The following is a 22683-nucleotide window of genomic DNA, read 5'->3' as shown; positions in this document are numbered from 1 at the left end:
CTCAATATCGCAATCGGCCGGCGCAGCGATCGGCGGCATCCAGGAACCAGCGCAACGCCGGATCCCGGGCGGCGCGGCTTGGGTGGATCAGGTCGATCGCGAAGGCGGGGATGTCGAGCGGCGGCGCGACGACGGCAATGTCGGCCAGAAGCGTGAAGCGCCGGGCGACGCGCTCGGCCATCGTGGCGATGAGGTCGGTGCCGGCCACGGCGAACGGAACGGCCACCACATGCGCGAGCGTCACCGCCACCCGTCGCTTCAGCCCATGGCGTGCCAGCAGCGCGTCGATCACGCTCGGCAGGCCATCGCCGCCGGTCGCCGAGAACAGCGCGTGCGGCAGGGTCGCGTAATCTTTCAGACTGAGGCGTTCCGATCGGTTCGCGCGCGCATCGCGGATGCAGACAAAGCGTTCCTCGAATAGCCGGTGCCGGACGCAGCGCGGCGACTCCGGCAGGTGCCCGCCGATCAGCGCATCGAGTTCTCCGCGCTCCAGCTTCGCCAGCGCCACCGTCGCATCGGTGAGCGGGCGCACGGCAAGGTCAATGCCGGGGGCTTCAATGCGCAGCAGCCGGGTCAGTTCCGGCACCACAACGAGATCGCCGTAGTCGGTCGCGGCGATGGTGATGCGCCGTCGCGCGATGGCCGGATCGAAGCCCTGGTCAGGCGCCAGCGCGCCCCGGATTTGCCGCAGCGCTTCGCCGATCGGCCCGGCCAGCGCCAGCGCCTTTTCGGTCGGCTGCATGCCCGCGCCGGCACGCAGGAACAGTTCGTCGGCAAACAGCGCACGCAGCCTCCGCAACGCGCTGCTCATGGACGGCTGGGCGAGCCCGATGCGCTCGGCCGCCCGGGTGACGTGGCGCTCCTCCATCAGCGCTTCGAAGGCGACCAGCAGGTTGAGATCGATGGCGGCTAAATTCATTGAAGAAATAGTGCCTATAACAATAATCGATTTCAACAATGATTTGCCCCGGCCTATGCTCGTTGGCCGGACATGACGACGGGACCCAGGAATTTGGCGAGATTTGCGAGGCTGGTACCGCGCGGGCCGACACTGCTGATCATCGGCGTGCTGGCAGGATTGGCTTTCCCTGCCTTGGCGGACGGCGTGCGCCCGCTGATGGCGGCGGCGATCTTCGTTCTGGTGCTCGGCACCTTCCTCCAGGTCGACGGCACGGCGTTCCGGCGCGCGTTGCGGCGGCCACTGGTCTGGCTGCTGTTGCCGGGGCTCGCCATGCTGGCGAGCCCGCTTGCCGTCGGCTTCGCCGCGCGCGGCGCCGGCTTTCGACCGGAGCTGATCGTCGCATTGGTGCTGTCGGTATGCGCGCCGCCGTCGAGCGGCACGGCGGCCGTCGCGCGCATGCTCGGCTTCGACGCGACCATTCCGCTTGCCGTGACGCTGCTGTCGATGGCGCTGGCGCCGGTCACCGTGCCGCTGATCGCCGCGGGATTTGCCGATCTCGCGCTCGATCCGCTGGCGCTTGCGACGCGGCTGGCGCTGCTGGTCGGCGCCGCCGGTGCGCTGGCGTTGCTGCTGCGCCGTCAGGCCGCTGGACGATTGGTGCAGCATGCGCGCATCATCGACGCGCTCGTGCTCGCCTCGCTACTGCTGTTCGCGGTCGCCACCATGGCCGGGGTGCGCACTCAGATCGAAGCGCAACCGGCCGCCGCCTTCACCTGCGTCGGCCTTGCCTTCGCCTGCAATCTTGCCCTGCAATTGTGCGGCGCGCTGCTCACGCCGGGCAATCTGGCTGCACGGCTGACCAGCGGCCTCATTCTCGGCAACCGCAATGTCGGACTGGTCTGGTCGGCGATGGGTGCTGCGGTGTCGCCGATGACGGCGTTGTTCTTCGCCGCCACGCAGTTTCCGATCTATATGACGCCGCGGCTGATCGAGATGCTCGTTCGCCGCGAGCGCAAGGAGAATGCCTCGCCATGAGCGCGACGATCCTGACCGAAGACCTCGCCGTCCGCTTCGCGCGCATCGCGCTAGGCCATGTCACGCGCGAATATCCGAACAAGCCGGATCACGTGCTGGCGGGGCCGCAGGACGCGCGCACGCCGCGCGAGCTGCATCCGGTGTTTTTCGGCAGCTACGACTGGCACTCCTGCGTCCATAGCACCTGGATGCTTGCCCGGCTGCTGCGCCGCTATCCCTCATCCGAGGCGGCGGACGATATCCGCGCGCTGTTCGACGCGCAGTTCGTGGCGGAGAAGGTCGCGGCCGAATGTAGCTATCTCGCCGCCCCGACCGCGCGCGGCTTCAAGCGGCCTTACGGCTGGGGCTGGCTGTTGAAGCTCGCGGCAGAGCTCTCGCTCCTCGAGAACGCCAACTGGCGCGACCGGATCGCGCCGCTTGCCGGGATCTTCGCGCAGCGCTACCGCGATTTCCTGCCGCTCGCCACCTATCCGGTGCGGGTCGGCACCCATTTCAACACCGCGTTCGGGCTGCGCATGGCAGCCGACTACGCAGCGGCGACACAGGACGATGCGTTCGGCGCGCTGTTGCGCGACACGGCGCTGCGCTGGTACGGCGCCGATCAGGATTGCCCTGCCTGGGGCGAGCCGAGCGGCGACGACTTCCAGTCGTCCGCGCTGATCGAAGCGGAGTGCATGCGCCGGCTGTTGCCCCCGCGCGACTTCCTGCCCTGGTTCGACCGCTTCCTGCCGCGGCTTGAGCTGCGCGAACCCGCAACCCTGTTCCGGCCCGCCACGGTCACCGACCGCACGGACGGCAAGCTGGCGCATCTCGATGGGCTCAATCTCAGCCGCGCATGGTGCTGGCGGGCGCTGGCCGGCGCATTGGCGGCGGCCGATGCCCGTCGTCCGATCCTGCAGGATGCCGCGCGACGCCATCTCGACGCCGGCCTGCCGCATATCGCCGGCGACTATATGGGCGAACACTGGCTTGCGAGCTTCGCGGTGCTCGCGATCGACGCCGATGGCTGACGAAGGCGCCGTCTAAGCGACGCTTTCCAGGTAAGCTTCTTCCGCGGCCTGGATCGCGTCCGGAGTCCCGACATGCATCCAGACGCCGTCGAGGCGCAGGCCGAACAGTCGTTCCTGCTCGTTGGCGCGGTCGAACATCTTGGTCAGCGAGAACTCGCCGGCCGGCGCGTCGGCGAACAGCGCGGGCGACATGATCGCCGCGCCGGCATAGACAAACGGCACCACCTGGTTTTCCCGTTTCTTGCGCAGTGCGCCGTCCGGCAGCATCGAATAATCGCCGCGCCCGCTATAGCCGATGCTCGAGGCGGTCGGCGCCATCAAGAGCAGGATATCCATCCGCGCGGGATCGAAGGTTTCCGCGAGCCGCGCCAGATTGGAGCGCACGCCGTCGATCCACATCGTGTCCGCGTTCAGATGATAGAACGGCGCGTCGCCGAGCAGCGGCAGCGCCTTCACCACCGCGCCGCCGGTGCCGAGCACCTGATCGCGCTCGTCGGAGATGATCACGCGCGGACGGCTGCGGGTCTTGACGTGCTCGATGATCTGATCGGGCAAATAGTGCACGTTCACGACGGCTTCGCTGACGCCGGCGCCGGCGAGCTTGTCGAGCACATGGTCGAGCAGCGGCTGGCCGGCGACGCTGACCAGCGGCTTCGGCATCGTGTTGGTCAGGGGGCGCATGCGCACGCCGAGGCCCGCAGCGAGCACCATGGCCTTATGGGGTGTGACGGGCATCTTCCGGATATTCTCGGTCATCATCTCTCATGCGCCGATCATATCACGGCGATTCGGCAAGCACATCAATCAGACGCCATAGTCATCGGACATGACGGCCGTAAGACGGCAATGACGACCCTGGCCTAGACGTCGGCAGCTTGCGTGCCGCGTTTGGCAGTTTTCTTCTTCTTGTCGCCTTGTTTGAGAAAGTTGACGCCGATCTGGTCGCCGTTGACCCATGCCAGCTCGCAGCGACGATAGGCCAATCCTGTGGACGACAGCAGCAGAAAGAACTCCTTCAGGTTCAGGCCCTCGACCGAGCCGTCGACGGAGAGCTTGGCGCCCGTCTCCGACACGTCTTCCATGGTGCAGTCGCGCCGCCAGGTGCCGTCGATGCCCATCATGTGCGCCGCTATGCCGCGCTCAAACGTGACACGATCGCCCTTGCGTCGTTCCGTCCCCATCGTGTGGTCCCGCTCCAGATCCGGCCGCGCCATGGATCAGGTGCGGGCTCCGCAACCTTAGGGGACCCGAGGCTAATAACCCGTAAACTACGGTACCGGGGGAGGGACGTTGGCCGTGTACCAGATGCGGAAGCTGGTCAGCGCCGGATGCGCCAGCGACCGCTCGAGATAGGTCCAGATCCGCGGCTGGTGCTTGAGATATTGCGGCTTGCCGTCGCGGCGGTTGAGCCGCGCAAATGTGCCGAGCAGGCGGGTGTTGCGCTGCGCCGACATGATCGCATAGAGCTCGGCGAAGCCGGCCGGATCGAAGCTTGCATCGGTCGCGCGCCGCGCCTTGATGTAGCGGGTCAAGAGCGACAGCTCGAGCTGCTCGGGCACGTCGATCCGCGCATCCTGCAGCAGCGATACCACGTCGTAGGCCGCGGGGCCGAGCAGCGCGTCCTGGAAGTCGATGACGCCGACGCGCAGGATGCCGGTGCGTTCGGCAAGCCAGATGATGTTCGGCGAATGGAAGTCGCGGATCACCCAGGTCCGCGGCGCCGCTGCGGGCTTCTCCAGCAGGCCGCGCCACATCCCGAGGAATTCGGCGCGCAGCTCCTCGCTCGGCTGCACGCCGCGGTCGGGCAAGTACCATTCCAGCATCAGTCCGATCTCGATCAACCAGGCGTCGATATCGAACACCGGGATGTCGTAGCGCTCGTCTGCTGTCAGCGGCAGCGTGTCGGGCAGTGCCTCGCGATGCAGCGCGGCCAGCATGTCGACCGCGGCCTCGTAACGCTCCGCGATCGGCTGCGGCGGATCGCCCTCGATGATGCCCTCGGCGCCGAGATCCTCGGTGATGAGGAAGCCGGATTCAAGATCGATGTGCCGGATCGCCGGTGCCGAAAAGCCGTATTTACGCAGGCCGTTTCCGATCGCGACGAACGGCCTGACGTCTTCGGCGAGATGCACCGCTGCGCTGTAGGACTGGCCGCTGTAGATCGCCGGGCCATCCGGACGGCGCGGCGAGTTCATCAGGATGACGGTGCCGTCGTCGTTGCGCAGCCGCGCATAGGAGCGTGTCGAGGCGTCGCCCGGCATGCGTTCACGCCGGGCATTGAGAAAGCCCGCCCGGTCGAGGAACTGGCGCAACTCGTTGAGCCGCGCCACCTTCGCCGCGCCCTTGCCATGGCCGGTGATCTCGGCCGCGCGCGCCGCCGATCCGAGCGCCGGGCGATGGCTGAACGCGATATCGATGCGGTCGGCGGGCATCGCGTCGGGCGCGCGCTCCGGCCACTCGATCAGCGCCACGATGTCGTCGGGCAGCGGCGACAGCCCGATCTCCTCGAGCTCGCTGGCGTCCTTGATGCGGTAGAGATCGGCATGGACCAGCGGATACGACGGCAGCTCGTAGCTCTGCGCCAGCGTGAAGGTCGGGCTCGGCACCTCCAGCGCATCGTCGGCGGCGAGGTAACGGATCAGCGCGCGCGCGGCCGTGGTCTTGCCGGCGCCGAGGTCGCCGGACAGCGTGATGACGTCGCCGGCGCCGATCAGCAGCGCGAGGTCGGCCATCAGCTCCGCTGTCGCGATCTCGTTCGCGAGCGCCACCGAGAATGTCGAGGTCGCCGTCATTCAGCAGCGTTGCGATGTGCGGTCTGGTCGATCGGGAAGTCGCAGGTCACGGTCGTGCCGCGGCCTACGGTCGAATCGACCCGCACCCGTCCGCCATGCAGTTCGACGAAGGAACGGACCAGCGACAGGCCAAGGCCCGCGCCGCGATGCCGCGAGCCGTGCGAATGGCTCTCGAACCAGTTGAACACCTTGTCGCGCATCTCGGCCGGAATGCCGGGACCGGCGTCGGTCACCGCAAACACCACGCTGTGCTCGGTGCGGTGCGCGCTGATCGTGACGGTGGCGTCATGCGGCGAGAAGCCGACGGCGTTGGCGAGCAGATTGTAGAGCACCTGCACCACGCGCCGCTCGTCGCCGACGAAGGCGCCGATGTCGGGCTCGATGTCGACCTTCAGCGTGATGCGGTCGGTCGCGAGGCGGTCCTGGATGCCTTCGGCAGCAGCCTCGATCGCCTGCCCGATATTGACCGGACCGAGCTCGAGCTTCATCGCGCCGGCGTCGATGGTGGCGAGATCGAGAATGTTGTTGGTCAGCGCCAGCAGCGCGTTGGTCGATTTGGTGACGTAGTCGAGATATTCGGCCTGCTTCGGCGTCAGCGGTCCGGTCGAGGGATCGCTGAGGAAATGCGCGAAGCCGATGATGGTGGTGAGCGGTGCGCGCAGCTCGTAGGAGACGTGGTGGACGAAGTCCACCTTCATCTGGTCGGCGGCTTCCAGCGCCTCGTTGCGCTCGCGCAGTGCCCGCTCGACATTTTCGGTGTCGGTGATGTCCTGGAAGGCGAGCAGGGTCTTGCCGTCGGGCAGCGGGATGGTCATGCAATTCAGCACGCTGCCGTCCTTGCGCTCGAGCTTGAGCGCGACCTGGGCGCGGTTCTCGATCGCGGTGATCGATTCGCGCAGCGTGCGCCAAGTCAGGGCGTCGTCGAACAGCGGCCGGCACAGTGCTTCCACCGCCTCGATATGCGGCTCGCCCTGCAGCGCGTCGGCCGGCAGCTTCCACATCTTGGCGAAGGGCGGGTTGAACAGTTCCGCACGGCCATTGCTGCCGAACACCGCGACCGCCTCGCCGAGATTGTCCAGGGTCTCGCGCTGCACCCGGGTCAGGCGGTCGTAGCGGCGGGCGAGGTCGAGGCTCTCGGTGACGTTGTCGAACAGATAGGTGACGCCGCCCTCGAGGTTCGGCGTGGTAACCACGCTGATGGCGCGGCCGTCGGGCAGGAACCAGGTATAGGTCTCGGATTCGACCGCGCGATAGGCTTCGTGCAGCTTGGCCTTCCAGGCGCGGAAATCCGGCTGCTCCGGCAGCTTGCGGTTGGCGCGCAACCGGTCGAGCACGCTGGAATCGTCGGGGTTGCCGTCGAGGAAAGCCTGGTCGAGGCCCCACAGCCGCCGATAGGACTCGTTGTAGAAGGTGAGCCGCCGGTCGGCATCGAACACCGCGACGCCCGAGGACAATTGGTCGAGGGTGCGCCGGTGCGCTTCCACCATCCGCGCGATCGCCGCGCGCAATGCGGCGGCTTCGCTGGCGTCGATCGCGATGCCGGCGCTGCCGCCGGAGAGTTTCAGCGCCTGGACGTCGTAGATCCGCCGCTCGCCGCTGACCACGATCGGCAGCCGCGCGGCATATTTGGCATTGTCGTTCAGCGCGCGGGTCAATTCGGTGCGCTGGTCGCTTTCGAGCAGTTCGAGATTGCGCTGCAGCGCGTCCGACACGCTCTTGCCCTCGGTGGCGCGGACATAGGCCGCGTTGGCATAGCGCAGATTGCCCTCGAGGCTCTTGGCCCAGATCGGCCATGGCGCGGCGGCGGCGAAATCGCGCAGCAGCTCGGTTTCCTCCTGCAGCGTCTTGTAGCGCAGGTTGGACTCGGCGAGCTCGCGGCGCAGGCCGCCGAGCTCGCGGATCCGCACGATGGCCTGGCCGCCGATCGCGCGGCCCATCGCCTCGATGGCGCGGCCGGCCGATGTCGAGAGGTTGAGCAGGAACGCCTCGCCCTTCTCGCGCAGCGCGTCGACGGCGTGGTCCATCTGCAGCGCCGGCTCGGGCGGCAGCCAGGTTCCGAAGGCGAGGACGCGTTGCGGTGAGCCTTCCTGCGACATCACCAGCGAGATGTCGCCCGAGATCTGCGGCCGGTTGTCGCCCGCGGCCCAGGAGATCAGGACCTGCGGCTCGACGAACAGCAGCGCGCGCAGCCGGTCCGATTGCGCCTGCAGGTCCGCGATCTCGGACTGCAACTGCTCCTCGGCCCTCGTCGCGCGCACGCGGGTGCGCATCAGGAGGATCGCGGCGACGGCCGAGAAACCAACCAGCGCAAGCGACGTCGCGAGGACCGCGACCTCCTGGTGATTGAAGCCGAAATGATCCGACATCGCCTGGGCGACCGGGCTCTCGGCGGCAAACGAGGCGCGGGCCGGCAGCAGCGCGGTGATGGCGAGCCCAATCATGCCGTCGCGCGCCAGTGAGGTGCATGACAGCAGGGTTCGACGCATTGCCGCGACTACGCCCGACATATGTTGCCCCAGAACGCACAAACCCCGGGCATGATCCGGAAAAGAGGAGACCGGTGTTCCCTCACGGCAAACGTACGACGTTTGTCCGCCGATCATGCCCAAGCAGGACCAGTCAGCCCGACGAAGACCCCCCGTCGCGCTCGAATCAAAACAGAATAGTCCCAACGGGACTCGGCGAGTAAGAGTCCAGACCGTGAACGCAGAATCCCCTGTGAAAAAATGCGGCCGGGTGGCGCGGATTTTATGCGAATTGACTCCGTAGTCATGCGGGGAGCGCACGAAGCGTGATCTCCCGAGGCGCGTCCGCACACTTCTCCGACGCGCCCTAGCGTCCGGTCGAGCCGAAGCCGCCGCTGCCGCGCCCGGTCGCCGACAGCACCTCGACCGGAACCAGCTCGGCCTTCGTGACCGGCGCGATCACCATCTGCGCGATGCGCTCGCCGCGCCGGATCGAGAACACCTCGTGGCTGTGGTTGATCAGCAGCACGTTGATCTCGCCGCGATAGTCGGCGTCGATCGTGCCGGGCGAGTTCAGCACCGTGACGCCGTATTTGGCGGCAAGGCCGGAGCGCGGTCGCACTTGGGCCTCGTAGCCCGCCGGCAGCGCGATCGTCAGTCCGGTCGGAACCATCTCGTAGCGGCCCGGCAGCAGCAGCAGCGGCGCCGACTGCGGCACCGCCGCAAGCAGGTCGAGGCCGGCCGCGTCGGCGGTCTGATAGATCGGCAGCAAGAGATCGGCGCCGTGCGGCAATTGGTGGACTTCGACCTTGATGGTGGCGCTCACGATGCTGTTCCTACGGCTCTGGCGATGCGCGACACCAGCGCGGTCGCGACTTCCTCCTTGGTCATGACAGGCCAGGAGTCGACGGTGACGTCCTTGCCCTCGCGCGAGAGCAGGTGAACGGTGTTGCGGTCGCCGCCCATCACCCCGGTCGCCGGCGAGACGTCGTTGGCGACGATCCAGTCGCAGCCCTTGCGCGCGAACTTCGCCTTGGCGTTCTCGATCAGGTGCTCGGTCTCGGCGGCGAAGCCGATCACCAGCGGCGGCCGCTGCTCCTTCAGCTTGGAAATTGTCGCGAGGATGTCCGGGTTCTCGACCAGTTGCAGCGGTGGCATGCCGGCCGCGGTCTTCTTCAGCTTCTGGCTGCCTTCACTGGCGACCCGCCAGTCGGCGACCGCGGCGGCAAAGATCGCGACGTCGACCGGCAGCGCGGCCTCGACCCGGTGCAGCATGTCGCGGGCGGACTCCACGTGCATGACCGAGATGCCCTGGGGGTCGTCGAGATCGACCGGGCCGGTCACCAGCACGACCTCGGCACCGGCGGCGCGGGCGGCGGCGGCAATGGCAAAGCCCTGCTTGCCGGACGAGCGGTTGGCGATGTAGCGGACCGGATCGATCGCCTCATGGGTCGGGCCCGCGGTGATCAGCACCCGCTTGCCGGCCAGCGGACGCGGCTGCGGCGGGCGCAGCATGCGGTCGGCGGCGGCGGCGATCTCGGTCGGCTCGGCCATCCGCCCGACACCGGCCTCGCCGGCTTCCGCCATCTCCCCCGCATTCGGCCCGACCGTATGGACGCCGTCGCGGCGGAGCTGCAGCACGTTGCGGCGGGTGGCCGGATTGTTCCACATCAGCGGGTTCATCGCCGGCGCCAGCAGGATCGGCCGGTTGGCCGCCAGCAAGGTGGCGGTGGCGAGATCGTCGGCATGGCCGTGCGCCATCTTGGCCATCAGGTCGGCGGTCGCCGGCGCCACCACGATCAGATCGCAGTCCCGCGCCAGGCGGATATGGCCGGCATCGAATTCGCTCTCGGCATCGAACAGGTCCGTGTAGACGCGCTCATGCGACAGCGCGCTGGCGGCGAGCGGGGTGACGAATTGCTGGGCCGCCTTGGTCAGCACGCAGCGGACCTGGATATGCCGTTCCTTGAGCCGCCGGATCAGATCCAGCGCCTTGTAGGCCGCAATCCCCCCGCCGATGATCAGGGTGACCCGGGGCTCGCCGGCCGCGCTGACGGCCCGCGGAGCAGGGGCTGTCACTGTCGTGGAACCTGGGCCGGTCACCTCGGCAGGCTCCGGTCCGCTGTCTGCGAGGTCCCGGAGGATCACCCGGACCTCCTCCTCGACCGACCGGCCGTTCCTGGCGGAGCGCAGCCGCAGATAGGCCTTCAGCGTATCGTCGAGTTTGCGGATGGTCAGGCTGGCCATGGCGTGCCCTCAGGCATCATGCTCAATATGATAGCGATGCTATCACATGGTGCATGCATTGCAATCAGTGCGCCCGGATGGCGAAAAAGATCGCGATGGAGGCGATCGCAATGACCCAGAGGCCGACGGTCTGCACCCGCGCCTTGCGGGCCTCGGCGCGGGCCATTTCGTCGATCGAGTCGGACGACAGCATATGGCCCTCCAGCGTCATGGTCTCCAGCTGCTCGAGCACCGTGACGGCGCGGTTGGCGATCGACGGCAGGTTGGCGAGGATGCGGCCGAGCTCGCCCGCGCCCGACATCGCGCCCTGGATGCGGCCGGCCGGGCCGAGATTCTGGGTGATCCATTCGCGCACCACGGGGTCGGCGATCTTCCAGATGTCGAGCTTCGGGTCGAAGCCGCGCGCCACGCCCTCGACCACCACCATGGTCTTCTGCAGCAGGATCAGCTCGGGGCGCGTTTGCATGTCGAACAGGCCGGTGACCTCGAGCAGAAGCGTGAGCAGCTTCGCCATCGAGATTTCCTCGGCGGTGCGATTGTGGATCGGCTCGCCGATCGCGCGGATCGCCTGCGCGAAATTCTCCACCGAATGGTGGCCCGGCACGTAGCCTGCCTCGAAATGCACCTCGGCGACGCGGCGATAGTCGCGGGTGATGAAGCCGAGCAGGATCTCGGCCAGGAAGCGCCGCTCCTTCAGCCCGAGCCGTCCCATGATGCCGAAATCCACGGCAACGAGCCGGCCGGTCTCGTCGAGGAACAGATTGCCGGGATGCATGTCGGCATGGAAGAAGCCGTCGCGCAGCGCATGGCGCAGGAAGCTCTGGATCACCTTGCGGCCGAGATCGGGCAAATCGACCTTGGCCTGCGCCAGCCGGACGTGATCGTTCAGCGCGATGCCGTCGATCCACTCCATCGTCAGCACGCTGTGCGCGGTGCGATCCCAATCCACCGCGGGGACGCGGAAGTCCGGATCGTCGCGGGTGTTCTCGGCCATCTCGGACAGCGCGGCCGCCTCGAGCCGCAGGTCCATCTCCATCGCGACCGAGCGCGACATCGTGTTGATGACCTCGATCAGCCGCAAGCGCCGCGCCTCGGCGGAATGCGCCTCGGCCTTGTGCGCGACAAAGAAGAAGTCGCTGAGGTCGCGGCGGAAGCGCGCGGCGACATTGGGCCGGAGCACCTTGACCGCAACCTGATGCCGCACGCCGTCGCGCTCGATCTCGCCGCGATGCACCTGCGCGATCGAGGCTGCGGCAACCGCAGGGCCCAGATGCACGAAGGCCTGCGCCAGCGGCCGTTCCAGCGATTGCGTGATGACGGTTTCGGCCGCCTCCTGGGCGAATGGCGGCAGCCGGTCCTGCAGGCTTTCGAGATCGCGCGCCATCGCCACACCGACCACGTCGGGGCGGGTGGCGAGGAATTGCCCGAGCTTGAGATAGGCGGGTCCGAGCCGCGTCAGTGCGCGCGACAACCGCGGACCGGACTTGGCCGAGCGGCGCTCGATCAGCCGCGCCAGCTTCAGCGCGAGCTGCCCGGGCGGCGGTACCAGCGCCGGATCGACGACGCCGAACACGCCCTCGCGCGCAAACACGAAACCGGCGCGGGCGAGGCGCGAGATGTGGGTCAGTGCAGAGATCACAAACGCCAGCCCGAATGCAGCGCCACGATGCCGCCGGAGAGGCTCTGCCACTTCACGCGGGCAAAGCCGGCGGCGCCGATCATGTCGGCGAACGCGCTCGGCCGCGGGAATTTGCGGATCGACTCGACGAGATATTGATAGGACTCGGCGTCACCGGTGACGGCGCGGCCGAGCGGCGGGATCACCTTGAAGGAAAACAGATCGTAGATCCGGTCGAGGCCGGGCACGTCGACGGTGGAGAATTCCAGGCACAGGAAGCGGCTGCCGGGCCTGAGCACGCGATAGGCCTCGCGCAACGCAAGGTCGATCTGCGGCACGTTGCGGATGCCGAACGCGATGGTGTAGGCGTCGAACCCGCGGTCGGCGAAGCCCAGCGCTTCGGCGTTGCCCTCGACGAACGACACGCGGTCATCGAGGTGCTGCTTCGCGGCACGCTCGCGGCCGACGGCGAGCATGTCGGTATTGATGTCGCAGACCGTGGCATGAAAGCCCGCGCCCGCGGTCTTGGCGGCGCGGAACGCGATGTCGCCGGTGCCGCCGGCGACGTCGAGCAGCGCGAACGGCCGGTCGCCCTTCGGCGGATCGAGCGTCGTGATCATGACGTCCTTCCAGGCCCGGTGCAGGCCTGCCGACATCAGATCGTTCATCAGGTCGTAGCGTGACGCCACGCTGTGAAACACGTCGTTCACCAGCGTCTGCTTCTCGCCCAGGGGCACGTCCCTGAAGCCGAAATGGGTGGTTTGATCCGGCCGATCCATCAACTCATACTCTTACCTTTTGGTCGCGCTTTCTTCACGCGAACCGGTGCCCATCCCGCATCAAGTGCGGGACAGGCCTCGCTCGAAAACGCTCCAGCCAGACCATAGCGCGGCGGCCGCAATGGCGCTATCACGTCACTTCCAAAAGGTGAATGCCTGCCATGCCGGAATTACCCGAAGTCGAGACCGTCCGCCGCGGCCTGCAGCCGGCCATGGAGGGGTCCAGGATCCTCAAGGCCGAGGCCCGCCGCAAGGATTTGCGGTTTCCGTTTCAAAAAGACTTTATCGCCCGGCTGGAGGGCCGGACCATCACCGGGCTCGGCCGCCGTGCCAAATATCTGATGGCGGACCTGAACTCCGGCGACGTGCTGCTGATGCATCTGGGCATGTCGGGCTCGTTCCGCGTGCTGAAGCAGGACGGCGCGGCGACGCCGGGGCAATTCCACCACCCGCGCAGCGAGGATCGCGCGCATGATCACGTCGTGTTCCACATGTCGTCGGGCGCGGCCGTCGTCTTCAACGATCCGCGGCGCTTCGGCTACATGAAGATCATCGCGCGCAACGCGATCGAGGATGAGCCGCTGCTGAAAGGGCTCGGTCCCGAGCCGCTCGGCAACGAGTTCGACGCGGCGATGCTGGCGCGCTCCTGCCACAACAAGAAGACCAGCCTGAAGGCCGCGCTGCTCGATCAGCGCGTGGTGGCGGGACTTGGCAACATCTATGTCTGCGAGGCGCTGTTTCGGTCGCATCTGTCGCCGCGGCGATTGGCCGCGACGCTTGCAACCAGGAAGGCTGAGCCCACCGACCACGCCAGGCGGCTGGTCGACGCGATCCATGCGGTGCTCAACCAGGCGATCAAGGCCGGCGGCTCCTCGATCAGCGACCATCGGTTGACCAATGGCGATCTCGGCTATTTCCAGCATTCGTTCCAGGTCTACGACCGCGAGGGCGAGACGTGCCGCACCTCAGGCTGCGAGGGCATCGTCAGGCGCTTCACCCAGAACGGCCGTTCGACGTTCTGGTGCCCGAAGTGCCAGAAGTAGCAATGTTCGAGTCCCCGCGCATCGAGACGCAGCGCCTGATCCTGCGGCCGCTTGCGCTGTCGGATGCCGCGGCGATCCAGCGTCATTTCAACAATTGGAATGTGATCAAGACTCTCGCCACGGTCGTGCCATGGCCCTATCCCGGCGACGGTGCGGAAAGCTTCATCAAGCGGGAGCTCTCCAAGATCGCAGCCGGCGAGGAAAGCTATCAATGGGTGCTGGTGTTGCGTGCCGGCGATGGCGAGGCGATCGGCAACATCAGTTTCCGGCCGCGCGCCGATGGCCGCAAAGGCAATCGCGGGTTCTGGCTCGCCGAGCCGTACTGGAATCAGGGCCTCATGACGGAAGCGATCGCGGCGGTGAACGATTTCGCCTTCCTGACGCTCGGCCTCGATCACTTCCATGTCTGCAACGCGCAGTCCAACGTCGCCTCGCGCCGGGTCAAGCAGAAGACCGGAGCCGAATTCGTCGGCTTTGTGGAGCTTCCGCACCACAATGGCGAATCCAGAGCGGAGAAATGGAAGGTCACGCGCGAGACCTGGCTGCGCGATCGCCCGGCGACGTGACCTCATTACGAATGCCGTCGTGAGGAAAATCGCGGCGGCTTGACCGCGGATGCGGGGCTGGCGAACATGGCCCATCGCTCCTTCAAGAACGAGAACACAATGGCGATGAACGGCATGTCGATGAATGACGCCTGGCGCGACCGCGCCGCGACAAATTTTCAATGCGAGAAGCAACCGGCCACCAGTAGCCGCGGCATGGTGGTGAGCAATCATCCGCTGGCATCGAGCGCCGGCGCCGAGATGTTAGCGGCTGGCGGCAATGCGATCGATGCGGCGATCGCCACCTTGTTCACGCTGACCGTGGTCGAGCCGATGATGGTCGGCATCATCGGCGGCGGCATGGCGCATATTCGCCTCGCCGACGGCAGCCATCGCTTCATCGACGGCCAAAGCACGGTGCCGCAGGCGGTGCGGCCGGATACCTACACCTCGAAGCCCGGCTCGGCGCACGACGTGTTCGACACCGTCGGCAACGAGAATTTGAACGGGCCGAAGGCGGTCGCGGTACCGGGCTCGCTGAAGGCCTGGTGCGAAACGCTGCGCCGCTTCGGCACCATGAGTCTCGCCGACGTGATGCAGCCCGCGATCAAGCACGCCGCGCGCGGCTATGCGGCGACGCCCTATTTGCACGAATGCATCACCGACGGCGCCGAGGAGATGCTGAAGGACAAGCCGATCTCGGCGATCTATCTGCCTGATGGCACACCGCTGAAGCCCGGCGAGCGCGTGGTGCAGGCGGAATATGCCGAGACGCTGAAATACATCGCCGATCATGGCGACAACGCGCTCTACCAGGGACCGCTCGGCGACATCCTGGTCGACTACATGAAGAAGAACGGCGGCTTCATCGCACAAGCGGATCTTGCGACCTACAAGACCGTCGAGCGGCAGCCGATCCGCTGCGACTACCGCGGCTGGGAAATTCTCGGGCCTCCGCCGCCGGCGGCGTCGGGCGTGCACATCACGCAGATGCTCAACATCCTCGAAGGCTATGACATCGCGCGGCTCGGCTTCGGCACGGCCGACACGATCCACTATCTTGCCGAGGTGCTGAAGATCGCCTTTGCCGACCGCGCGGCCGCGAGTGGCGATCCCGCCTATATCAACGTCCCGGTCGAGCGGCTGACTTCGAAGGCCTATGCCGAGGATCGCCGTCGCGCGATCGATCCCGATCGCGCGCAGGCCTGGAGCGCCGGCGTCACCCAGCTCGAAAGCGCGCACACCACGCACATGACCGCGGCGGATGCGATGGGCAATGTGGTCGCGACCACCCAGACCATCAACAATCTGTTCGGCGCCAAGATCCTGATCCCCGGCCTTGGCACCGTGCCGAACAACTACATGAACCTGTTCGACCCGCGGCCGGGGCACGCGCTGTCGCTGGCATCAGGCAAGCGCGTCACCACCTCGATGTCGCCAATGATGGCGCTGCGCGACGGCAAGCTGACTTACGCGCTCGGCCTGCCCGGCGGCAAGCGCATCTTCCCGAGCGCGATGCAGGCGCTGATCAATTTGATCGACCACGGCATGAGCCTGCAGGAGGCGGTCGAGGCGCCGCGGGTCTGGACCGAGGGCAATGCGCTGGAGGTCGAGCAGGCGGTGCCGGAAGCCATCCGCGCCGCGCTGTCAGCCAAGGGCCACAAGGTGCAGGTGGTGCCGACGGTGGCCGGCGGCATGAACGCGATCCAGTTTCACGCTGACGGCACGATGTCGGGCGCAGCCTGCTGGCGCGCCGACGGCACGCCGATCGGCATTGCTGGCGGACTCGCCCGCGCCGGAGTGCGGTTTGCGTTGAGGTGAGGTGGTTAGGCTCCCTCGCCCCGCTCTTGCGGGGAGAGGGCGGGTGAGGGGCCTCTCGCGAGGCGGTGTCCGTTGATGGACCTGTACCCCCTCACCCGGATTGCATCTGGCGATGCAATTCGACCTCTCCCCGCAAGCGGGGCGAGGTGACTCTACTTCCTGACGCAGATGACGCGGACCACGGCGGCCTTGGCGTCTGCCGAGTCGCCCGACGCGGTGACGCCATGCGCTTTCAGGAAGCTGCGCACCGTGTCGGCCGGCACCAGCGCGGCCTGCGCCGGCGGCGCCGCGTTCGCGGGGCCTGCAACGATGACGGGCTTCAGCACCGCGATGCCGGCAAACCTGCCGCCACTATCGAGCGCCGCTGCGCCGGAGAACCCGAGCGCAGGCGCCGGAGACAGCGCCTGATCGCCGCCGCCGACCTGTGCGACCGAAGCCTTCACGCTGCTCGCGGCCGCGCCGCCGCCCTGGTTCCGCGGATCGGCGATGCCGGTTAAGTCGAGCGCGGCCTGCGTCGCCTGGCCTGCGATTTTGAGCGGCTTCAGCCCGCGCGCGCCATAGATGCGTAGCAGCGCGAGGTCGTGATCCCTGTCCTCGGCGACCCGATCGGCATTGCCGTAGCCCGGGATCGTCAGGGCGATGCAGTCGTCGGTCGCCACGCGGTCGGTCACGATGGCGCCGTCGTCGCTGACCACGACGCCGGTGGCATATTCGACGGTCTTGCGCGGCGGCGGACCGGCCTGCACGGCGGCCGGAAATGCATTGAACGCGCTCGACATCGCGATCACCACCGGCTCGATGGTGGTTTGCATCGCCTGGTCATAGAGGATGGAGAGGATGCGGACCTCGTCGCCCTTCAAGGTGCCGCGCAGATAGAACTTCTTCAGCCCCTGCATGCCCGACAGCACGAAGAAATCCGGCTTCACCACGGTGTAGTCGATGGTGCGGCCGGCCGGCTCCTTCTTTTCCTGCTCGGCAAGTTTTGCGGTGGTCGGGCTGGCTTCCTTGCGGCGGGCCAGCAGCACCTGGACGGTGCCGGTCGGCGAGGTCCATTTGGCGCCGGCGGCATCGCTGGTCAGCTGCGGCACCAGCTTGGTCGGAATGCCGAGCCGCGCTCCGGTGGTCGGCTCGGTCACGATCTTCCAGCCGACACTTTCCTGCTTCCGCCGCGCAGTGTCCGCGAGCACGCCGCGCTCTTGCGGGTTCAGCACGCCGGTCGGCTTGCCGCCGCGCTTCTTCTGGAATTCCTTGATCGCGTTGATCATGCGCTCGCTGACGTCGCCCGTAATCGCACCGTTGTATTCGCCGACCCAGGCGAGGTCGGATTGCAGCGCCAGCCGTTCGGCCTGCGCCATCGCGCCAGCGGTATCCTCCGGTTTCTGCAAAGCGGGGCGTATCGGCACCGTCGTCACGGTCTTCGGCCTGGTCCCGGCCGTCGAGGGCGGGGTCATCTGGGCCTGCGCCATGCCCATGGAAGCGGCCATCAATGTTGCCGAAAGCACCGATCTCATGACAAATCCGGGGGAAATGACCGACACCATTGACGTCCGGGCAATTAAGCACATCTGCTTGGTCGGCAACAACCGCGCTCCGGTTCAGCGAGCGCGTCAACCCTCATCCCCGCGCAACGGCTTTGCCGTTGTCGCTGGAGGAGCGGCGTCAGCCGCGTCTCGAAGGATGAGGCCAGAGACCGGGCCTCATGGTTCGAGACGCGCGTCGCGCTTCTCACCATGCGGGTCACGGGTAGGATAGATGAGACAATGCTGAGTGCCGACGAACTTGAACGCTATGCCCGCCATATCGTCCTGCGCGAGGTGGGCGGCCCCGGCCAGAACGCGCTGAAGCAGGCGTCGGTGCTGGTGATCGGCGCCGGCGGCCTCGGCGCGCCGGTGCTGATGTATCTGGCCGCCGCCGGCGTCGGCCGGCTCGGCGTGATCGATGATGATATCGTCTCGCTCTCCAACCTGCAGCGCCAGATCATCCATGCGACGTCCGATATCGGCAAGCGCAAGGTCGACAGCGCGGCGGCGCAGATCCATGCGCTCAATCCGCATGTCACGTTCGAGGCGCATCCGATGCGGCTCACCGCCGACAATGCGATGGCGCTGATCGCGAGCTACGATCTCGTCCTCGACGGCTCCGACAATTTCGAGACCCGCTATCTCGTCGCCGATGCCTGCTTCCTCGCGAAGCGGCCGCTGATCACCGCCGCACTGGGCCAGTTCGACGGTTCGCTGACCACGATCCGCGCGCATGAGAAGAATGCGGACGGCGTGTTCAACCCGACCTATCGCTGCCTGTTTCCGGAGGCGCCGCCGCCGGGCACGGTGCCGGCCTGCGCCGAGGCCGGCGTGATGGGCGCGCTGGCCGGCGTCCTGGGTTCGATGATGGCGCTGGAGGCGATCCGCGAGATCGTCGGCTTCGGCGAGGGCCTGGTCGGCCGCCTCCTGATGGTGGATGCGCGCGCGATGCGGTTCGAAACCCTGCGTTACGCGCGCGATCCGCAGAACCCGCTCAATGGCGATGGGCCTGTCATCACCGACCTCGGCGCCCATCGCACTTGATTGCCGCCGTTATCTGGTGGCCGGCTTCTCGCTGTCGAGATGCGCCATCTGCTCGGCCGCATAGCGGGTGCCGGCCGCGATATCCGGCGGGAAGGCTTTCGCCAGTGCAGCGAGGTGAGCTTGCGCCAGCGTCAGCCTGGTCGCGCCGAGCGCTTCGGTGAGACGGTTGCGGGTGCGGGCGCCGACCAGCGGTACGATCTCCTTGCCCTGCGCCGCGACCCAGGCGATCGCGACCTGCGCCGGCGTTGCACCGATCTCGGCGGCAATGGCGCGCAACTGCTCCACCAGCGCGAGATTGGCATCGAGGTTCGCCCCCTGGAAGCGCGGCGTCATCAGCCGGTAATCCCTGCCGATCTTGCCGGACTCCTTCGACCAGTGGCCGCTGATCAGTCCGCGCGCCAGCACGCCGTAGGCTGTGATGCCGATGCCGAGCTCGCGGCAGGTCGCCAGGATATCGCGCTCGATGCCACGCTCGATCAGCGAATATTCGATCTGGAGATCGACGATCGGATGCACGGCATGCGCACGGCGGATGGTGTCGGAGCCGACCTCGGACAGGCCGATATGTCTGATGTAGCCGGACTTCACCAGATCGGCGAGGCCGCCGATCGTCTCCTCGATCGGAACGTTGGGATCGAGACGGGCCGGGCGGTAGATGTCGATGTAGTCGGTGCCGAGACGTTGCAGCGAATAGGCGAGGAAATTCTTCGCCGCGGCCGGCCGGGTGTCCATTCCGGCAAATTCACCCGCGGGGCCGCGCAGCGCGCCGAACTTGACGCTGATCTGCAGCCGGTCCCGCGCGACGTCCTTCAGGGCTTCGTGCACCAGCATCTCGTTGTGGCCCATGGCGTAGAAGTCGCCGGTATCCAGCAGCGTGATGCCGGCATCGAGCGCCGCATGCACCGTGGCGATGCTTTCGCCGCGATCAGCCGGGCCATAGACCTCGGACATGCCCATGCAGCCGAGGCCGAGGGCCGAGACGGTGGGACCGGCGGAACCGAGTTTGCGTGTGTCCATGTGGATGTTCCTCGAACGTTTGCGGCGGAGAATCCGTCGCCAAATGCCGGGGTGATATGGGCCGGTCGGTTTCGGACGATAAGCTGGACAATCGCGAATAGCTTGTTCACTATATCGAACAATGCAGGATTTCGACCTTCGCGACCTCGACGCCTTCGTGGCGGTGGCGCGCACGCGCAATTTCCGGCGGGCCGCGCTCGAGCAGCGCGTCTCGGTCTCCAGCCTCAGCCAGCGCCTGCGCGACATGGAAGAGCGGCTCGGCGTCCGCCTGATGAACCGCACCACCCGCAGCGTCGCGCTGACCGAGGCTGGCGAACTGCTGCTCGCCCGCGTCGCGCCGGCCATGGTCAACGTCGCCGATGCGATCACGGAGGTGCGCGGCCTGCGCGCCGAGCCGTCGGGGCGGTTGCGCATCAACGCGCCGCCGCCCGCGGTCGATCTGGTGCTGGCGCCGATGATCGCGCCGTTCCTCGCCAGATATCCGCGGGTCGACCTCGACGTCGTCGCGGAGAGTGCGTTCGTCGACATCGTCGCGCAGGGCTTTGACGCCGGCGTGCGTTACGGCGAGCATCTGGCGCAGGACATGGTCGCGGTCCCGCTCGGTGCGCCGCAACGCTACGCGATCGTGGCGTCGAGCGCGTATGTCGCAAAGCACGGCCGGCCGATGCATCCGAAGGATCTGCTGGCGCATCCCTGCATCCGCAGCCGCTTCAGCAACGGCGTGATGTTCGATTGGGAGTTCGAGAAGAGCGGCCGCGTGGTGAAGATTTCGCCGCCGGCCAAGTTGACCGCGACCCATCTCGGTCTCGCGCTGCGTGCAGTCCATGACGGCGTCGGCTACTGGGCGACGTTCGAGGGCTATGTCCGCTACGGCGTCAAATCCGGCGTACTGGTCAGCGTGCTCGACGACTGGTGCCCGCCGTTCGACGGACCGTTCCTCTATTATCCGAGCCGGCGCCAGCCGCCGCCGGCGCTCGCCGCTTTCGTGTCGTTCGTTGCCGACTGGCGCAAGCAGGCGCGGCGGAAGACCAGATAGATGGTTCTTATCCTCCCCTGGAGGGGGCGAGGCGAGCGAAGCTCGCTCTGGGATCGGCGCGAATGAAATGAGCGACGAGGTGGGGTGATGGTCTCACCACTCGAACGCTGCCCGCGTTGAGAGATCAGCCCACCCCCTCTCACATTCCGCTTCGCTTCATGTGAGCTGACCCTCCCCCTCCAGGGGAGGATAGAAATACCGCGGCAATCCTACCTGCCGGCCGCATCGGCTCCTTTGCATGGGGTTGTTTTCCATATTTTGGCGGTGTCGTAGCCCGGATGGAGCGAAGCGTAATCCGGGGGGCTTGACGCGGTGATGCTGTCCCGGATTGCGCTGCGCTCCATCCGGGCTACGGATCTCGCTTCCCCTTCCCCCTGAAAGGGGGAGGATCGGGATGGGGGGATGGGGGGTCTAGCCACGCGCACCGTCGCTCGTGGAGAGAGCAGATCCCCACCCGCTTTGCTCTCGCGAGCAAAGCGACCTCCTCTTTGCAAGGGGAGGCTGGAGCTGCGTGGCTTGGATGGAGCGCGGCGTAATCCCGGCTACGAGCACTTACAGCATGCTCGGCAGCACGCGATCCGGCGGCTTGTGAGCGTCGAGGAAGGTTCGGATGTTGATGATCACCTTCTCGCCCATCTCGACGCGGCCTTCGATGGTGGCCGAACCCATATGCGGCAACAGCGTCACTTTGCCGGCCCTGGCGAGCCGCACTAGCTTCGGGTTCACCGCGGGCTCGTGCTCATAGACGTCGAGGGCCGCGCCGCCGATATCGCCGGCCTCGATCAGCTTGATCAGCGTGTCCTCGTCGATCACCTCGCCGCGCGCGGTGTTGACGACATAGGCCTCTTTCCGGATCAGCTTGAGCCGCCGCGCCGAGAGCAGGTGATAGGTCGCCGGCGTGTGCGGACAGTTCACCGAGATGATGTCCATCCGCGCCAGCATCTGATCGAGACTTTCCCAATAGGTCGCCCCGAGCTCTTCGGCGATCATGGGCGCCACCGGGCGGCGGTTGTGATAGTGGATCTGCAGGCCGAAGGCCCGAGCACGGCGCGCCACCGCCTGGCCGATGCGGCCCATGCCTACGATGCCGAGCCGTTTGCCCCCGATGCGGTGGCCGAGCATCCAGGTCGGCGACCAGCCCGCCCAATGCTGCTTGCCTTCGGTCAGGATCGAGGCGCCCTCGATCAGGCGCCGCGGCACCGCAAGGATCAACGCCATGGTCATGTCGGCGGTATCCTCGGTCAGCACCTTCGGCGTGTTGGTCACCGTGATGCCGCGCGCATGCGCCGCGGCGACGTCGATATTGTCGACGCCGTTGCCGAAATTGGCGATCATCTTCAGCTTGCAGTCGGGCTGATTGATCACGTCCTCGCGGATCATGTCGGTCACGGTCGGCACCAGCACGTCGGCGGTTCGCGCCGCCTCGGCGATCTGTTCCGGCGTCATCGGTGTGTCGTCGAGATTCAATCTGGCGTCGAACAGCTCGCGCATCCGGGTCTCGATCGAGTCCGGCAGCTTGCGGGTGACGACGACGAGAGGCTTTTTCTTCACCGACATGTCCTGCTTTCATGAGGCGCGCGGCTTGCCAAAAAACAAACCGTTCAGGCCTCATTAACCCGGTTGTTCGACACTGCTGATAGCCGCGCTGTCCCGGCGTTTCCTTCGCGTTTCCTAGGGTTCCCCGATACTTGCCCCGGCTTTTCGCCAAGGCGAAACGACGGGAAATTCGGGTGTTCTGGCTCTCAGGCGTTCCGTCCTCTCTAGCAGAAGGCCGGGCCAAGACAAGAACCCCCCGGACTTGCAGTGCGGG

Annotated in this window: 19 protein-coding genes; 7 read left to right on the top strand and 12 right to left on the bottom strand. The window is 66.8% G+C overall.

The window, feature by feature from the left end; all coding sequences use genetic code 11:
- Nucleotide 1 precedes the first annotated feature (1 nt).
- Nucleotides 2–919, bottom strand: a complete 918-nt coding sequence (locus E2I15_RS29770; protein WP_137478400.1) for a LysR family transcriptional regulator — start codon at nt 917–919, stop codon at nt 2–4.
- A 93-nt stretch (nt 920–1012) separates the two neighbouring features.
- Here E2I15_RS29770 and E2I15_RS29765 point away from each other — a divergent pair, with 93 nt between their 5' ends.
- Nucleotides 1013–1936, top strand: a complete 924-nt coding sequence (locus tag E2I15_RS29765; protein ID WP_246668015.1) for a hypothetical protein — start codon at nt 1013–1015, stop codon at nt 1934–1936.
- Nucleotides 1933–2946 (top strand): DUF2891 domain-containing protein, encoded by a 1014-nt coding sequence (locus tag E2I15_RS29760; RefSeq protein ID WP_137478402.1) that lies wholly within the window; start codon nt 1933–1935, stop codon nt 2944–2946. Before E2I15_RS29765 ends, E2I15_RS29760 begins: the two co-directional genes overlap by 4 nt.
- A gap of 12 nt (nt 2947–2958) precedes the next feature.
- Here E2I15_RS29760 and E2I15_RS29755 read toward each other — a convergent pair whose 3' ends face one another.
- The 8 genes from E2I15_RS29755 to ubiE form a co-directional block, all read right to left on the bottom strand.
- Complete coding sequence (locus tag E2I15_RS29755; protein ID WP_137478518.1) at nt 2959–3681, bottom strand: nucleotidyltransferase family protein; 723 nt, start codon at nt 3679–3681, stop codon at nt 2959–2961.
- Nucleotides 3682–3806: 125 nt separating this feature from the next.
- A complete protein-coding gene (locus tag E2I15_RS29750; RefSeq protein ID WP_028341691.1) occupies nt 3807–4127 on the bottom strand; it encodes a PilZ domain-containing protein in 321 nt (106 codons plus the stop codon).
- 87 nt (nt 4128–4214) lie between these two features.
- Nucleotides 4215–5738, bottom strand: a complete 1524-nt coding sequence (gene tsaE / locus E2I15_RS29745) for a tRNA (adenosine(37)-N6)-threonylcarbamoyltransferase complex ATPase subunit type 1 TsaE (RefSeq protein WP_137478403.1) — start codon at nt 5736–5738, stop codon at nt 4215–4217.
- Nucleotides 5735–8245 carry a sensor histidine kinase gene (locus E2I15_RS29740; protein WP_137478404.1) on the bottom strand — a complete coding sequence of 837 codons (2511 nt, stop codon included), beginning with the start codon at nt 8243–8245 and terminating at the stop codon, nt 5735–5737. Before E2I15_RS29740 ends, tsaE begins: the two co-directional genes overlap by 4 nt.
- A 325-nt stretch (nt 8246–8570) precedes the next feature.
- Nucleotides 8571–9029: a dUTP diphosphatase gene (dut, locus tag E2I15_RS29735; protein WP_137478405.1), complete on the bottom strand. Its 459-nt coding sequence runs from the start codon at nt 9027–9029 to the stop codon at nt 8571–8573.
- Nucleotides 9026–10450 (bottom strand): bifunctional phosphopantothenoylcysteine decarboxylase/phosphopantothenate--cysteine ligase CoaBC, encoded by a 1425-nt coding sequence (gene coaBC, locus E2I15_RS29730; protein ID WP_137478406.1) that lies wholly within the window; start codon nt 10448–10450, stop codon nt 9026–9028. The genes dut and coaBC overlap by 4 nt, the downstream gene beginning before the upstream one ends.
- Before the next feature lie 64 nt (nt 10451–10514).
- Entirely contained in the window at nt 10515–12089 is a 1575-nt protein-coding gene (gene ubiB, locus E2I15_RS29725; RefSeq protein ID WP_137478407.1) for a 2-polyprenylphenol 6-hydroxylase, read from the bottom strand.
- Entirely contained in the window at nt 12086–12847 is a 762-nt protein-coding gene (gene ubiE / locus E2I15_RS29720; RefSeq protein ID WP_137478408.1) for a bifunctional demethylmenaquinone methyltransferase/2-methoxy-6-polyprenyl-1,4-benzoquinol methylase UbiE, read from the bottom strand. The genes ubiB and ubiE overlap by 4 nt, the downstream gene beginning before the upstream one ends.
- Nucleotides 12848–13008: 161 nt before the next feature.
- Between ubiE and mutM the strand changes: the two genes are divergently transcribed.
- From mutM to ggt, 3 genes are all read left to right on the top strand, one after another.
- A complete protein-coding gene (gene mutM, locus E2I15_RS29715; protein ID WP_137478409.1) occupies nt 13009–13890 on the top strand; it encodes a bifunctional DNA-formamidopyrimidine glycosylase/DNA-(apurinic or apyrimidinic site) lyase in 882 nt (293 codons plus the stop codon).
- 2 nt (nt 13891–13892) lie between these two features.
- Complete coding sequence (locus E2I15_RS29710; RefSeq protein ID WP_137478410.1) at nt 13893–14456, top strand: GNAT family N-acetyltransferase; 564 nt, start codon at nt 13893–13895, stop codon at nt 14454–14456.
- A 120-nt stretch (nt 14457–14576) separates the two neighbouring features.
- Nucleotides 14577–16256, top strand: a complete 1680-nt coding sequence (gene ggt, locus E2I15_RS29705) for a gamma-glutamyltransferase (protein WP_137478519.1) — start codon at nt 14577–14579, stop codon at nt 16254–16256.
- 152 nt (nt 16257–16408) lie between these two features.
- Here the strand turns inward: ggt and E2I15_RS29700 are convergent, their stop codons facing one another.
- Entirely contained in the window at nt 16409–17767 is a 1359-nt protein-coding gene (locus tag E2I15_RS29700; RefSeq protein WP_170991470.1) for a serine protease, read from the bottom strand.
- A 249-nt stretch (nt 17768–18016) separates the two neighbouring features.
- On the opposite strand from E2I15_RS29700, the gene E2I15_RS29695 reads away from it, so the two are divergent.
- The gene (locus E2I15_RS29695; RefSeq protein WP_137478412.1) at nt 18017–18820 is read left to right on the top strand and encodes a HesA/MoeB/ThiF family protein; all 804 of its coding nucleotides are present in this window, start codon (nt 18017–18019) and stop codon (nt 18818–18820) included.
- Between the two features lie 9 nt (nt 18821–18829).
- Here E2I15_RS29695 and E2I15_RS29690 read toward each other — a convergent pair whose 3' ends face one another.
- Nucleotides 18830–19837 carry an aldo/keto reductase gene (locus E2I15_RS29690; RefSeq protein ID WP_137478413.1) on the bottom strand — a complete coding sequence of 336 codons (1008 nt, stop codon included), beginning with the start codon at nt 19835–19837 and terminating at the stop codon, nt 18830–18832.
- 121 nt (nt 19838–19958) lie between these two features.
- On the opposite strand from E2I15_RS29690, the gene E2I15_RS29685 reads away from it, so the two are divergent.
- Nucleotides 19959–20873, top strand: a complete 915-nt coding sequence (locus E2I15_RS29685; protein WP_137478414.1) for a LysR family transcriptional regulator — start codon at nt 19959–19961, stop codon at nt 20871–20873.
- A gap of 552 nt (nt 20874–21425) precedes the next feature.
- On the opposite strand, the gene E2I15_RS29680 is transcribed toward E2I15_RS29685, so the two are convergent.
- A complete protein-coding gene (locus E2I15_RS29680) occupies nt 21426–22430 on the bottom strand; it encodes a 2-hydroxyacid dehydrogenase (RefSeq protein ID WP_137478415.1) in 1005 nt (334 codons plus the stop codon).
- Between the last annotated feature and the right edge of the window lie 253 nt (nt 22431–22683).

The sequence above is a fragment of the Bradyrhizobium sp. BR2003 genome, assembly GCF_009720285.1.
Taxonomy (GTDB): domain Bacteria; phylum Pseudomonadota; class Alphaproteobacteria; order Rhizobiales; family Xanthobacteraceae; genus Bradyrhizobium; species Bradyrhizobium elkanii.
This window is presented reverse-complemented; position numbering and strand designations above follow the sequence as displayed.